The sequence below is a fragment of the Streptomyces rugosispiralis genome, from assembly GCF_024505145.1.
GTDB classification, from domain to species: Bacteria; Actinomycetota; Actinomycetes; order Streptomycetales; family Streptomycetaceae; genus Streptomyces; species Streptomyces rugosispiralis.
In genome coordinates, this window is sequence record NZ_JANIAA010000060.1 from 1 (window position 1) to 12,683 (window position 12,683).

General features: G+C 69.7%; 13 protein-coding genes and 2 pseudogenes. 9 read left to right on the forward strand and 6 right to left on the reverse strand.

All coding sequences use genetic code 11. From position 1 onward, the window contains the following. A partial coding sequence (locus NP777_RS43815; RefSeq protein ID WP_391858692.1) for an SDR family NAD(P)-dependent oxidoreductase occupies positions 1-239 on the reverse strand: 239 nt, incomplete at its 3' end. 158 nt (positions 240-397) lie between these two features. Between NP777_RS43815 and NP777_RS43820 the strand changes: the two genes are divergently transcribed. From NP777_RS43820 to NP777_RS43845, 6 genes and pseudogenes are all read left to right on the forward strand, one after another. Further along, positions 398-1,030, forward strand: a complete 633-nt coding sequence (locus NP777_RS43820; RefSeq protein ID WP_256655786.1) for a TetR/AcrR family transcriptional regulator — start codon at positions 398-400, stop codon at positions 1,028-1,030. A gap of 1,354 nt (positions 1,031-2,384) precedes the next feature. Continuing rightward, a pseudogene (locus NP777_RS43825) lies at positions 2,385-3,507 on the forward strand (IS630 family transposase). Between the two features lie 117 nt (positions 3,508-3,624). Next, positions 3,625-3,801, forward strand: a complete 177-nt coding sequence (locus NP777_RS43830) for a hypothetical protein (RefSeq protein WP_256655787.1) — start codon at positions 3,625-3,627, stop codon at positions 3,799-3,801. A gap of 107 nt (positions 3,802-3,908) precedes the next feature. After that, the gene (locus tag NP777_RS43835; protein ID WP_059147006.1) at positions 3,909-4,346 is read left to right on the forward strand and encodes a GntR family transcriptional regulator; all 438 of its coding nucleotides are present in this window, start codon (positions 3,909-3,911) and stop codon (positions 4,344-4,346) included. Between the two features lie 4 nt (positions 4,347-4,350). Continuing rightward, a complete protein-coding gene (locus tag NP777_RS43840; RefSeq protein ID WP_256655813.1) occupies positions 4,351-5,286 on the forward strand; it encodes an ABC transporter ATP-binding protein in 936 nt (311 codons plus the stop codon). Then, positions 5,283-6,269 carry an ABC transporter permease gene (locus tag NP777_RS43845; protein WP_256655788.1) on the forward strand — a complete coding sequence of 329 codons (987 nt, stop codon included), beginning with the start codon at positions 5,283-5,285 and terminating at the stop codon, positions 6,267-6,269. The genes NP777_RS43840 and NP777_RS43845 overlap by 4 nt, the downstream gene beginning before the upstream one ends. 437 nt (positions 6,270-6,706) lie before the next feature. Here NP777_RS43845 and NP777_RS43850 read toward each other — a convergent pair. The 3 genes and pseudogenes from NP777_RS43850 to NP777_RS43855 form a co-directional block, all read right to left on the reverse strand. Next, positions 6,707-6,936, reverse strand: a pseudogene (locus NP777_RS43850) (helix-turn-helix domain-containing protein); the annotation flags it as partial. A 26-nt stretch (positions 6,937-6,962) separates the two neighbouring features. Further along, on the reverse strand, positions 6,963-7,145 hold the full coding sequence (locus NP777_RS48770) for an IS3 family transposase (protein WP_391858694.1): 183 nt from the start codon (positions 7,143-7,145) through the stop codon (positions 6,963-6,965). Then, complete coding sequence (locus NP777_RS43855) at positions 7,146-7,409, reverse strand: DDE-type integrase/transposase/recombinase (protein WP_391858695.1); 264 nt, start codon at positions 7,407-7,409, stop codon at positions 7,146-7,148. Between the two features lie 81 nt (positions 7,410-7,490). On the opposite strand from NP777_RS43855, the gene NP777_RS43860 reads away from it, so the two are divergent. Then, on the forward strand, positions 7,491-7,838 hold the full coding sequence (locus NP777_RS43860) for a helix-turn-helix domain-containing protein (RefSeq protein WP_256655790.1): 348 nt from the start codon (positions 7,491-7,493) through the stop codon (positions 7,836-7,838). Between the two features lie 382 nt (positions 7,839-8,220). Here NP777_RS43860 and NP777_RS43865 read toward each other — a convergent pair whose 3' ends face one another. Then, positions 8,221-8,526 carry a hypothetical protein gene (locus NP777_RS43865; protein ID WP_256655791.1) on the reverse strand — a complete coding sequence of 102 codons (306 nt, stop codon included), beginning with the start codon at positions 8,524-8,526 and terminating at the stop codon, positions 8,221-8,223. A 40-nt stretch (positions 8,527-8,566) separates the two neighbouring features. On the opposite strand from NP777_RS43865, the gene NP777_RS48340 reads away from it, so the two are divergent. Continuing rightward, positions 8,567-9,868, forward strand: a complete 1,302-nt coding sequence (locus NP777_RS48340) for a magnesium transporter MgtE N-terminal domain-containing protein (protein ID WP_256655792.1) — start codon at positions 8,567-8,569, stop codon at positions 9,866-9,868. A gap of 296 nt (positions 9,869-10,164) precedes the next feature. Beyond that, positions 10,165-11,793 carry an NRAMP family divalent metal transporter gene (locus NP777_RS43875; RefSeq protein ID WP_256655793.1) on the forward strand — a complete coding sequence of 543 codons (1,629 nt, stop codon included), beginning with the start codon at positions 10,165-10,167 and terminating at the stop codon, positions 11,791-11,793. Positions 11,794-11,901: 108 nt separating this feature from the next. Here NP777_RS43875 and NP777_RS43880 read toward each other — a convergent pair whose 3' ends face one another. Next, entirely contained in the window at positions 11,902-12,486 is a 585-nt protein-coding gene (locus NP777_RS43880; RefSeq protein ID WP_256655794.1) for a hypothetical protein, read from the reverse strand. Between the last annotated feature and the right edge of the window lie 197 nt (positions 12,487-12,683).

Sequence of the window (12,683 nt, forward strand, 5' to 3'; positions counted from 1 at the left end):
ACCACGTCGGTCCGGCCGGAACGGCCACGGATCGCCTCGACGGGAGCGGGCGCCTCAGGGGGCCTGGAAAGATCGGCGGAGAACGCGACCGCCTCGATGCGTTCGCCGGCGAGCACCTCGACAAGGGCGTCCAGCCGGTCCTTGCGGCGGGTGACCAGGGGGACCCGGAAACCTTCGCGTCCGAAGCGGTGGGCCATGGACACACCCAGACCGGTACCGGCACCGAGAACGTCGATCACTTTGGATATAGGACCGCTCCTTGCCACAGCAGTGTTCTTGGCCCTTGGGTCAATTTTCCGGTCGAAGGTAACGTTCAACGTGGCCCAGGGGTCAAGTTGTTCTGCTGGGGAAGTGCGACCATGAAGGCCGCAAGGCCAGAACCGGGAGGGATGACCGGATGCGGGCCGACGCGCAACGGAACGCGGAGAAACTGCGGGCAGCCGCGGCCGAGCTCTTCCAGGAGCGTGGCCTCAAGGTGCCCCTGGAAGAGATCGCCCGCCGGGCCGGTGTCAGTCACGGCACCCTCTACAACCTCTTCGGCACCCGCGAGGCGCTCATCGACGAAGTGGTGACCGGCCTGGCCGCGGACCGTCTCGACGAAACCGCCGAGCACGCCCTCTCCTTCGAGGAGGCCCGGGAGGGGTTCGCGTATTACGTCGAGAAGGTCTGTGAACTGCAGGCCACCGATCCCGCGGTCGCCGACGTCGTCAGTGGACGCTATCCGGCTGCCGAGTGCCTGATGGCCATCTGTGCCCAAGCGCGGGACGCCGCCACGCGGATCATCGAGCGAGCCCAGTTGGCCGGCGCCATCCGCCCGGATTTCACCGCCGAGGACCTCCTGGTCTTCTTCTGCGTCAACGCCCTGCTCGCTGGCGCAGTCGCGGACACCGAGCCTGACACCTGGCGTCGCCAAGTCGGCTTCCTGCTTGACGGACTGAACACGGAAACAGCGCAAGCGCCGCTTTCTGTCGCCCCGCTGACCTCGCAGCAGATGTACGTCGTGATGGGCAGGCTCGCCGGCACGCCGTAGCAGGTGCGGACGCCTTCAGGGGAAGATCAGCACCTGGATCAAGGTCCGCCCGCGGTTCGAGGGGGCGCTGAGGACCGCCCGCGTGGTCAAGGCGCGTGCCCCGCACCGCGGGTCATCTTCACTGTGTTCGGGATTGAAGGGACTCGGACGGGACGCGGCAGGGCTCACCGCCCTCGCGGACCGTCTGACCGGGCACGGCCTGGTCCTGGAGATGCTCGCCGGACCGCTGCCCGGCATCTACGACCCCACCGGTCCGGCAAGCTGCTGTTCGGCTTCTTCGCCGCGATGGCGGAGACGGAGCGGGAAACATCCGCGAATCGATCCTGGAAGGGCTGGAGACCGCGGTCCGCAAGGGCAAGTACGGCGGCCGGCCCCCGGTCATCACCGACGGCATGCTGCACACCGTGCTCCGGCGCAAGGTGCTCGGCGAGTCCGTCGAGCAGATCCAGCCCGACGTGATCACCCCCACCGGCAAGCGCAAGGAACAGAACCCTTCGGCCGCGAGCATCTGCCGGGCGCTCGCCGAGCACGGGAAGACCCAGGCGTACCCGGAGGCAGCCGAGAGGGCACACGCCGACTTCGCTGCCCTTCAGCCGAGACCGCAGCCGCGTGTGCTCACTCGGCGCTACATGCTTACTCCTCGTCCTGGCCGTGGCAGCCTTGTTCTCCACCATCGCCGCGGCCATATCCTTCGCCCTGACCCGCTGGGACGGTGCGACAGTCCCAGCAGCCTTCACCCGCGGCGGCGCCACCTTCGCCGCCTGCCTCACCCTGTACCTTGCGGCTCTCTCTGCGGTCAACCGGTAAGGCTGTGGAGCGTCCTTCACCGGCGGCGGCGACCGCGTCCGCGCCGTTCGGGTTCGATCGGAAACAGCGGTGGTTCTGCTCGGTCGCGGCGGCGGCGCCGGGGAGATCTGCGGCGGCACAGCTGCGGATCCCCGTTACCTCTGGCCCGATGCCGGGCGGTGGCGTCGCGGTGTCTCAGTGGCCCCGGCGTTGTCGGTGGCGGGAGATATCGTCAATCAGTCAGGCGCCTGGCCTGGCATTGTGCCCGACGCCGGCCGGAGGCGGATCCCGTCGCAGTACTGCTGGAGGGTGTATGGCCCTGGACAAACGGCGAGTGCGGACCGCAGTGATCGGCCAGGCCGATGAGGTTCCCCCGCTGTGCGGGTGTGGCTGATTAGCTGGTCAGGGCGGGTTGATGTGCTTTCAGGTTCACTGGTTCGGCCGTTGTCTGGTCGGCGTAGTGCTTCTCCTCGAACTCGATCGGGCTGAGGTAGTGCTCTGACCGCATAGGTTCGCCGGGGTGGCGGTTGGATGTGGGGTGACGTCCGATCCGACCGCTGGAGGTGCGGTGGCCGAGCCTGTCCGTGTGCGCAGACTGACTGACCAGGAGGGGCAGCAGCTGCTGCGGATCGTGCGCCGGGGCAGCACGAGTTCGGTGCGCTACCGGCGTGCGATGATGCTGCTGGCCTCGGCCGGCGGGAACCGGGTGCCAGTGATCGCGCAGCTGGTGCAGGCCGACGAGGACACCGTCCGGGACGTGATCCACCGGTTCAACGAGATCGGTCTTGCCTGCCTGGACCCTCGATGGGCGGGAGGCCGTCCCCGCCAACTCAGCCCTGATGACGAGGGCTTCGTCGTTCAGATGGCCACTACCCGCCCCACCAAGCTCGGCCAGCCTTTCACCCGCTGGTCACTGCGCAAACTCGTCGCCTACCTGCGGAAAGTCCACGGCCGGGTGATCCGCATCGGCCGCGAGACGTTACGCGTCCTGCTCGCCCGCCGCGGTGTCACCTTCCAGCGCACCAAGACCTGGAAGGAGTCCCCCGACCCGGAACGCGAGGCGAAGCTGGACCGGATCGAGGAGGTACTCGACCGCTTCCCGGACCGGGCGTTCGCCTTCGACGAGTTCGGCCCGCTCGGCATCCGGCCCACCGCAGGATCCGGCTGGGCCACGCGGAAGCATCCCGACCGGGTGCCGGCCACCTACCACCGCACCCACGGGGTGCGCTACTTCCACGGATGCCACTCGGTCGGCGACGACCGTCTGTGGGGCGTCAACCACCGCAGGAAAGGTGCCGCGAACACGCTGGCCGCGCTGAAATCGATCCGTGCCGCCCGCCCGGACGGTGCACCGATCTACGTCATCCTCGACAACCTGTCCGCCCACAAGGGCACCGACATCCGCGGCTGGGCGAAGAAGAACAAGGTCGAGTTGTGCTTCACCCCGACCTACGCCTCTTGGGCCAACCCGATCGAAGCCCACTTCGGGCCACTGAGGCAGTTCACCATCCGCCAACTCCCACCACCCCAACCACACCGTGCAGACCCGGGCGTTGCACGCCTACCTGCGCTGGCGCAACGCCAACACCCGCCACCCCGACGTCCTGGCCGCCGAACGTAAAGAACGCGCCCGCATCCGCAGCGAGAAAGGCATCCGCTGGGGCGGACGCTCCCTCGTCGCTGCGGCCTGAACAAGCCGGCGAACCTATGCGGTCAGAGCACCAGAGGTCCACTCGGTGGTGAAGGTCCTCGGTCGGTGTTCCCGCACTTCCCGGGACCGTTCCATAAACGATCGCGTACGGAGTGTGATGTCGCGATCACCGTACAGCACCGATCACGCGACCCACCACCTCGCGCAGCAATCCTGCAGCAACCCCGGCTCCACGAACGGCACTTCGGGCGCCAGCGCCGACTTCTGCTTCAACGGCCAGGTCAACGCGCGCACCCTCGCGACGCATACGGCGTCGAAGTGGACGCCGACGTGACGGAGGCCGCGACCGGCGGCCGAAATCCTGCCCAGGAAGCCCCTCCGATTGCCGTTGACAACCACCCGCGCCCCCCTCCATCATCATTCCGCTAATCAAGTAGTGAAATGGTGGTGGTAGTCATGGAGTTCCGCATCGACAGGCGGAACGGAGTCCCCGCCTTCCAGCAGATCGTGCAGCAGACCAAGCAGGCTCTGCGGCTGGGCGTACTGGTGCCGGGCGACCGGCTGCCGACCGCCAAGGACGTCGCCGAGGTCAGCGCGGTCAACCCGAACACCACCCTCAAGGCGTACCGCGAGCTGGAGCGTGAGGGCCTGGTCGAACCGCGACCCGGCAAGGGCACGTTCGTACGCCGCACACTGGCCCGCCCCTCGGCAAGCACCGACTCACCGCTGTACGGGGAGCTGGTGGCGTGGGTGTCCCGGGCGGCCGAGGCGGGCCTGGAGCAGGAGGACGTGGCCGCGCTGGTCGCCTCGGCCATGGAGAAGCAGTACGCCGCCGGTACGGAGACGGCGGCCACGACAACTAGGAGCACTGGTGAGTAACGGTATGTACGCGGGGGACTCGGCGCTTGAGGCGCACGGCCTGGGGATGCGCTACCGGCGGGGATGGGCACTGAAGGACTGTTCCTTCCGGCTCCCGGCGGGACGGATCTGCGGGCTGGTCGGTCCCAACGGGGCGGGCAAGACCACGCTGCTGAGCATCATGGCCCACGTACTGGAACCGACGGAGGGCACGCTCAGTGTGTTCGGCGCGGCACCGGGCTCGGTGGACTCGGGGCGCACCTCGTTCCTCACCCAGGAGAAGCCCCTGTTCCGCGGGTTCAGCGTGGCGGAGACCCTGAGGCTGGGGCAGGAACTGAACCCGGGCTGGGACCAGCGCACCGCCGAGGACATCGTCCGCGCGGGCGATGTGCCCTTCGACGCGAAGATCGGCACCCTCTCCGGCGGCCAGCGCACCCGCGTCGCCCTCGCCCTCGCCCTCGGCAAGCGGCCCGACCTGCTGCTGCTCGACGAGCCGATGTCGGACCTCGACCCGGTCGCGCGTAAAGAACTGACAGGCACCCTCCTCGCCGAGGCTGCCGAGCACGGCACCACCGTCCTGATGTCCACCCACGTCCTGGCCGAACTGGAGAACGTGTGCGACTACCTCGTCGTCCTCTCCGGCGGCGGAGTACGCCTCGCCGGTGACGTGGACGAGCTGCTGTCCGTACACACCATGGTCACCGGCGCCAAGGAGGGCGAGGACCTGCCCGCCTCCCTCGCGCACCACCCCCTCGTCGAGTCCCGGATCAGCGGACGGCAGTTCACCGCCCTGATCCGCCCCGATAGCCCGGCCACCGGCCCCTGGGAGACGGACAAGCCGAGCATGGAAGAACTCCTGCTCGCCTATCTCCGCTCACCCGACGCGCTCCCTCTGATCACCCCCACCGCCCAGGCCCAGGACCAGGACCAGGCGTACAACACCCGGACGGTGGCAGCATGAGCTCTCTCACCAGCACCTCGACGACGACCAAGTCCGGGGCCCCGGGCACCACCGGCACCGGCCGACTCCCTCAGCTCCGCCAGCCCCTCAGCGGCATGACCTGGCTGGTCTGGCGCCAGCACCGGGCCGTGTTCTGGACCATCCTCGGCGCCTCCGCGCTCGCCGTGGCGTTCATCGTCTTCCAGCGCTCCCAGCTGCATACCGCCGGGTACGATCCCACGTCCACGGGACTCCGGCTGATGCCGATCCTGCTCGGTGTCCTCCTCGGTGCCCCGCTGTTCACCGGCGACCTGGAGAACGGCACCGCCAAGCTGGTCGTCACCCAGTCCATGAGCCGGACCCGCTGGCTGACCACGAAACTGGCCCTGACCGCGCTGGTGGTCGTGGTGAGCACGGTCGCGCTGTCGGTCGCGTTCGGGTGGTGGTGGACCCTCTACGACGAGTCCACGGCCTGGGAGTGGACCTCCGGACCCACCTTCAACAACACGGGACCCATGCCCGTCGCCCTCGCCCTCTTCTCCGTCTTCGGCGGGGTGGCGATCGGCGTGGTGCTGCGCCGCACGCTGGTGGCCATGGTGGTCACCCTCGGTTTCACCGTCGTCGTCCAGATTGTCTGGTCCCACTTCCTGGCCCACTTCCTGCTGTCGCTCGCCAACGTCGTCACGATCACGACGAACAAGGGCGTCACGTTCCAGCACGTGATGCCGACGTTGCCCCCAGGCGCGCACCAGGTGAACTGGTCGAACCCCCCGTACATCACCAGCGACGGGAAACTCCTCGGCTGGGGCACCTGTAATGAAGTACAGACGGAACAGGCGCATGAGCTGTGCATGAAGAAGGCCGATGTCGTGGGCTGGTCGGTCGACTACCTGCCGATCTCCCAGATGAACGGCCTGCAGTGGTTCGGCGCGTCGATCCTGCTGGCCCTGACGGCCGCCGTCACGGCGTTCCTCTTCTTCTGGGGCCGCAAGCGCCTCGTCTGAGACCCGCCCCCGGTCTGTGCGGGAGCTCGGACGGCTCGGGCGTATCGAGAGGTCACCGTGTGGTCGGCTCGCACCACCAGCACCAACGAGTCGTCAAGGCAAAGGGCGTTGACGCTCGACGGCGCCGGGCATCGCCGCTCTGCACGGAGGCATCGTGGCCAGGTAGAGCACAGGCGTTCGCCCGGCGCCCACGAGCGGCAACGCCTCGCCTTGCGGTGGTGGCCGCGAGGACGCCGAACGCCACCGCTCTGTTGTGAGACGTCGAGGCCAGGGCCTCTTGAGGCGTCCGTCCGACAGCCCACGCGACCACCACCATGAACATCGGGGCCCACACCGCTCCCCTGTGGAGGCCTCAACGGCCAGGGTCCGGAAAGGCGTCGCAGCCCTCAGTCCGGCGCGAGTGTGGTCCCCGCTACTGGAGCTGTTAACAAGGAATTAGGGTCCAGGCAGGCCAGGCCGATCTCGTTGAACCGGTGGATCACATCCCGGACGGTGTCCTCGCCGGCCTGCACCAGCTGGGCAATCACCGGCACCCGGTTGCCGCCCGCCGAGGCAAGCAGCAGCATCGCCCGCCGGTAGCGCACCGAACTCATGCTGCCCCGGCGCACGATCTGCTGCAGCTTCTGCCCCTCCTGGTCGGTCAGCGCACACGGACAGGCTCGGCCACCGCACCTCCAGCGGTCGGAACGGACATCACCACACATCCAACCGCCACGACCACCGACCCGGCGAACCTGTACGGTCACAGCAGTAGCCGAGCCGTTTCTGGATGCGGCGGGGGTTGTAGAGGCCGTCGAGGTACTCGAAGAGAGCGAGGTTCGCCTCGGCCCTGGTGGCGAAGGTGCGGCTGTGGATGCACTCGGTTTTGACCAGTATTCACAGGTTCTCCGCCGGGGCGTTGTCGAACGAGTCGCCGGCCGAGCCCATGGATGCCTGGATTCCTGCTTTGACCAGGCGTGTCGTGAGCTTGATGGAGGTGTATTGCGTGCGGTGGTCGGCGTGGTGGACGAGTTCGCCGGGGGCGATCTCGCGGCTGGCCAGGGCGTACTCCAGCGGCGACAGGACCAGGTCGGCGTCCGTGTGGGCGGAGGTCTCCCAGGCCACGACCCTGTGGGAGAGCGCGTCGCGGATGGCCGACAGTCACAGGGGGCTCTCTGTGGTGGGGGCCATGGTCAGGTCGGTGACCCACAATCGGTTCGGCGCGGGCGCCGTGAAGTCGCGTTGCACCAGGTCAGGAGCAAGATCGGCGTCCAGGTCGAGGATGAGCTGTTCGACGCGGTTGACGCGCTGCTGGAGGGGGAGCCGCAGATGCCGCCGCCCGAAGAGCGGGCCCGGCTGCGGGAGGCGGCCGGTGTCGCGCAGGCCCGTGTCGCGGAGGTTCTGCGGACGACTGTGCAGACGGTGAAGAACTGGGAGGCCGGCCGGTCCGAGCCGCGGCCGCCGCGGCGTCTGGCGTATCAGCGGCTGCTGGAGGGATGGATGGCTCTTCACTCGGCCCCGGATCAGCATCAGGCTCCGTTCCGCGGCGGATTCGCCGCTGGCCCGGGGGTGTCGCCGGGCGACCGGTGACCGACCTTTCGCCCGTGTGGCGCCCGGGGGTGCTGGCGGGCGCGGGTAGGTGCTGCACGATGCAGCGGCCGGGCGGCGCGGTCGGGGTGGGGTGATCGCATGCCGATGGGGGGCATCGACGCCTGGTTTGTCTGGAATGCGCTGTGCGACGCGACAGTCGGGCGGCCATGGAGCGGCCTGGCGGGAGAGGGCGCCCGGCAGGAGGTGCGGGGGAACGTGGCCGCGTTGCACGGCTGCTTCCGCTGGGCCGCAATCGCGGTCCCGATCGTCCTTGTCCGCGGATCGGTCATGGCGGTCCTGCGTTTCAGAGGTGGTGTCCGGCACGGCTCCAGGGAGCAGGGGACCTGCGTCGAGGAGATCGGCCAGACTCGCCGGCAGTTCTTCAAAGGCCGGTTTGTCCATACGGGCGCGAGATCCTCTGGGCTGGCGGCGGGTGCGGAGCCGGGTGTCGGTGAGGGGCTGGTGCGGGGCGAGGAGTGGGGTGACGGCTGCTCCGCGGAAGAGCGGGCGCTTCCACAGGGTGCTGCCTCAGCGCGATCGTCTCGGCGACGGCGACGGCGACGGCGACGGCGACGGTGACGGCGACGGTGATGGTGACGGTGATGGCGACGGTGATGGTGATGGTGACGGTGATGGCGACCTTGACCGGACTGCCGGGCTCGCCCGACACATCGACGCCTTGCCGCACCTTCTGCCCTCATTGGCGTGGATATGTCTAGCGTGAGGGTGTGGAACGTGTCGCATATCTCGCTCAGCTGCTGCGTCGGCCGGTGGTCGGGGGCGATGGCGAGGTAGTGGGAAGGCTCGCCGATGTCATCGTGCGGCTGCGGGGGCGGGAGTATCCGCTGGTCACCGGGCTGGTCGCGCGAGTGGGCGGGCGTGAGGTCTTCCTGCCCGCCGAGCAGGTCGCCGTCCTGGACGCGGAGAAGATCGCTCTGACCAGCCCGCGGGTGGACTTGCGGCACTTCGAGCGGCGTGAGGGCGAGGTGCTGCTGCGGGCGGATGTGCTGGGTCACCGGGTCATCGATGTCGCCGACGCGGAGCTGGTGAGGGCGTATGACATCGAGCTGGAGCAGCGGCCGGAAGGATGGGTGCTGACCTGTCTGGACACGCGGCGGCCTCCGCGCTGGTGGCGTGGCCTGGCGGGTCGTGCCGCAGGGCCGGACTGGCGGGACTGGAAGTCTTTCGAGCCGTTGATCGGTCACGCCCGCTCCGCCCGGGTGCGCGGACCGTTCGCCCGCCTGGGCCGGCTCAAGCCCGCGGACCTGGCCGATCTGCTGGAGGATGCCAGCCGCACCGAGTCGCATGAGATCCTGCAGACCGTCCACGCCGACCCCGAGCTCGAAGCCGACGTGTTCGAGGAACTGGAGCCGGATTCGCAGACCCGGCTGCTGCGTGAGCGCAGCGACTCCGAGATCGCCCAGGTGATCACCCGGATGCGCGCCGACGACGCCGCGGACGCCATCAACGATCTCCCGCAGCGCCGGCGCCAGCCCGTGCTGGACGCGCTCCCCGCCGGGCAGCGCACCAAGGTGCTGACGCTGATGGGCTTCAACCCCTCCAGCGCAGGGGGGCTGATGGCGCTTGATGTCCTGACCATGGCGGGCGGCAGCACCGTGGCGGAGGCGCTGCGGGCGGCAGGCGAGGCCCGCACTCTGCAGCCCGAGGCGCTGACCAGCGTGTACCTGGTGGGGGAGGAGCAGCGGCTGCTCGGTGTGGTCACTCTGGTGGAGTTGCTGCAGGCCGATCCGGCCGCGCGGCTGGAGGATGTGGCGGACCGTGATCCGGTCCGGGCCGGGCCGGATACGGACGTCGAGGACGTCGCCCTGCTCATGACCGACTACAACCTGCTCACCGTTGCGGTGGCCGACGGCGAGGGCCGCATTCTGGGCGTCATCACGGTCGACGATGTCCTGGACATGGTCATCCCGCAGGACTGGCGCCGGCGCGAGCCCGCACCGCACCCGGCTCACCGCGTGGAGCGGCCCGGCCCGGGAGATGCCCCGCACGAGGTGCCGCCCGGATCATGAGCGAAGACGACCGGTCCGCCGGCGGAGCGGACCGCCCCGAGCCCCCAGAGCGCCACGAGCGTCCCGCGCAGCCTGCCCGGCCGGAGCCCCCCACCCGGCCTGGACCGGAGCATGGCCGGCCTCCGGACCGCCCCCAGGCCCCGGCCGGGCCGGCACGGCGACGCCCGGCGGAGCACAAGCGGCCCGCGGAACCGCCCGAGCGCGGGCAGCCTCCCAAGCCGCCGGAGGACAAGCGCTCATCGGGACCGCCGGAGCGTCGCGGCGAGCCTCTCGCGAAGAAGACCGGCGGCCGCCCCGTGCCGCCGCCGTCGCGCCCCGCACGGACCGGCGCCGTACTCGATGAGGCCCACCTCGGCGAGATCCGGGGCGCTTTCGGCCGCGTCCCCCGTGAACGTGCCGAGGAGCGTCCTGGCTTCAAGGGCCGTCTGCTGACCCTGCTGGCCGTCATCGGCCCCGGCATCATCGTGATGGTCGGTGACAACGACGCGGGCGGCATCGCCACCTACGCGCAGGCGGGCCAGACTTACGGCTACTCGCTGCTGTGGGTGCTGCTCCTGCTCATCCCCGTCCTGATCGTCAACCAGGAGATGGTCGTACGGCTGGGCGCCGTCACCGGCGTCGGCCACGCGCGCCTGATCACCGAGCGGTTCGGCCGCTTCTGGGGGTGGTTCAGCGTCGGCGACCTGTTCCTGCTCAACTTCCTGACCATCGTCACCGAGTTCATCGGCATCACCCTGGCCTGCGAATACCTCGGCCTCTCGCGCTACGTCATCGTCCCCGTCGCCGCCGTCGCCCTGATCGCGGTGGCCGCCAGCGGTTCCTTCCGCCGCTGGGAGCGCGCCATGTTCGCCTTCATCGGCGCCAGCCTGCTGCTGATCCCGCTGACCTTCCTCTCCCAGCCGCGGTGGGGCCGCGCCGCCCACGACTTCGTCGTGCCCGGCGTCCAGGGCGGCGTCACCGGTGAGGCGGTCCTGCTGATCATCGCGATCGTCGGCACCACCGTCGCCCCGTGGCAGCTGTTCTTCCAGCAGTCCAACGTGATCGACAAGCGCATCACCCCCCGCTTCATCGGCTACGAGCGCACCGACACCGTGATCGGCTCCCTCGTGGTCGTCGCGGGCGCCGCCGCGCTGGTCATGATCGCCGACTTCGCGACCCGCGGCACCGCCGCGCACGGCCGCTTCACCGACGCCGCCGGAGTCGCCGACGCCCTCGGCCGCCACGCCCCTGTGCTCGGTGTGATGTTCGCGATCGTCCTGCTGGACGCCAGCGTCATCGGAGCGGCGGCCGTCACCCTGGCCACCAGCTACGCCTTCGGCGATGTGTTCAACCTGCGCCACTCCCTGCACCGCCGCTTCGGCGAGGCCAAGCAGTTCTACGCCTCCTACAGCCTGCTGGTCCTGATCGCCGCCGCCGTCGTTCTGATCCCGGGCGCTCCACTGGGCCTGATCACCGAGACCGTCCAGGCGCTGGCCGGACTGCTGCTGCCTTCCGCGAGCGTGTTCCTGCTCCTGCTGTGCAACGACATCGAGGTAATCGGCCCCTGGGTCAACCCCCGCTGGCTGAACGTGGTCGCCACCGTCATCATCGCCGTCCTGCTGATGCTCTCCGGCACGCTGATGGTCACCACGCTCTTCCCCGGAGTCAACGTCGCCCAGCTTACGATCTGGCTGGCGATCGTGCTGGTCACGGGCCTGGTCGCCGCCGCCGTCGCCCTCCGCCCGGCCCGGCGCCGTGAGTCTGTCCAGGAGGTGCCCGTGATGCCGCACGCGGAGAAACTCGCCTGGCGCATGCCGCCCCTGGCGCTGCTGCGGCCGGTGCGCTGGTCCGCAGGAACCAGACTGGGCATGATGGCCCTGCGCGGCTACCTGATCCTCAGCGCCCTGCTCCTGCTGGTCAAAGCCGTCCGACTCGGCGGTGCCTGACCGGGACCCTTGCGGCGGGGCAGGACGTGGTGCGGCTGCTTCCCGCCCAGGGCTTGCGGCGTGTGGGGGATGGCGTGCGAGAGGGCGCACACACGTGGCCCGAGCGGGTCAGTGGCGGTGCCGGGCGGCCTCGACCAGGAGATGGGTGACGTCTTCTGGCAAGTCCAGGTGGTGAGCGATCCAGACAGCGTCGTAGCCCTGGGTGGCGAAGACCCACGCGGTGTACACGCATTCCGGGGACGGCGAGTCCTGGCCCGGCAGCCGGGCCAGGACGGCCTCCTTGGGGAAGCCCTCCAGCGTGCGGGCGGTGAACCACGACTCGTCCACCGTCTCCACCAGGCGGCCCCTGGCGTGCCGGGCTGCCCTGCGGCGGGCGTGGCGCACGGCAGCGGTCATGACGAACACGGCGGCGACCGCCCCTACCAGGGCACCGGCGACGACCGGAGTGTCCGCCCGCGGGGCGGTGGCCAGCACCACCATCGCCACCACGGTGAGCGTCAGCACGCCCAGGACGACGGCTCCCTGGCCGGTCTGCGGGTGCGGCAAGGTCCTCATCACCGTCTCTCCCTTCCCCTCCCGGTTCCATACTGGCCAGTGCACGGGGCCGGTGTCCTTGGGCCGGTCGTCCCCCACATCCGCCAGGAACTCATCGTTCACCTCCCCGCCGGCACCGCCCGCCGGTGCACCGCTCACGGCACCCGCTCCCTGACAACCGGATCGTGGCTGCTGATGCCGACAGGCCGGCGTGGGTCCGTCTCCGCCGCGTGGCTCAGCACCCCGCACCCCGCACCCCGCACCCGGCCCCGATTCGTCGACCCCGGCGAGCTGTCCGAGGCACTACGGCACGTCGACCGGACGGGCGCCGCCTGACCGGATCCGCCCTCGGCCTC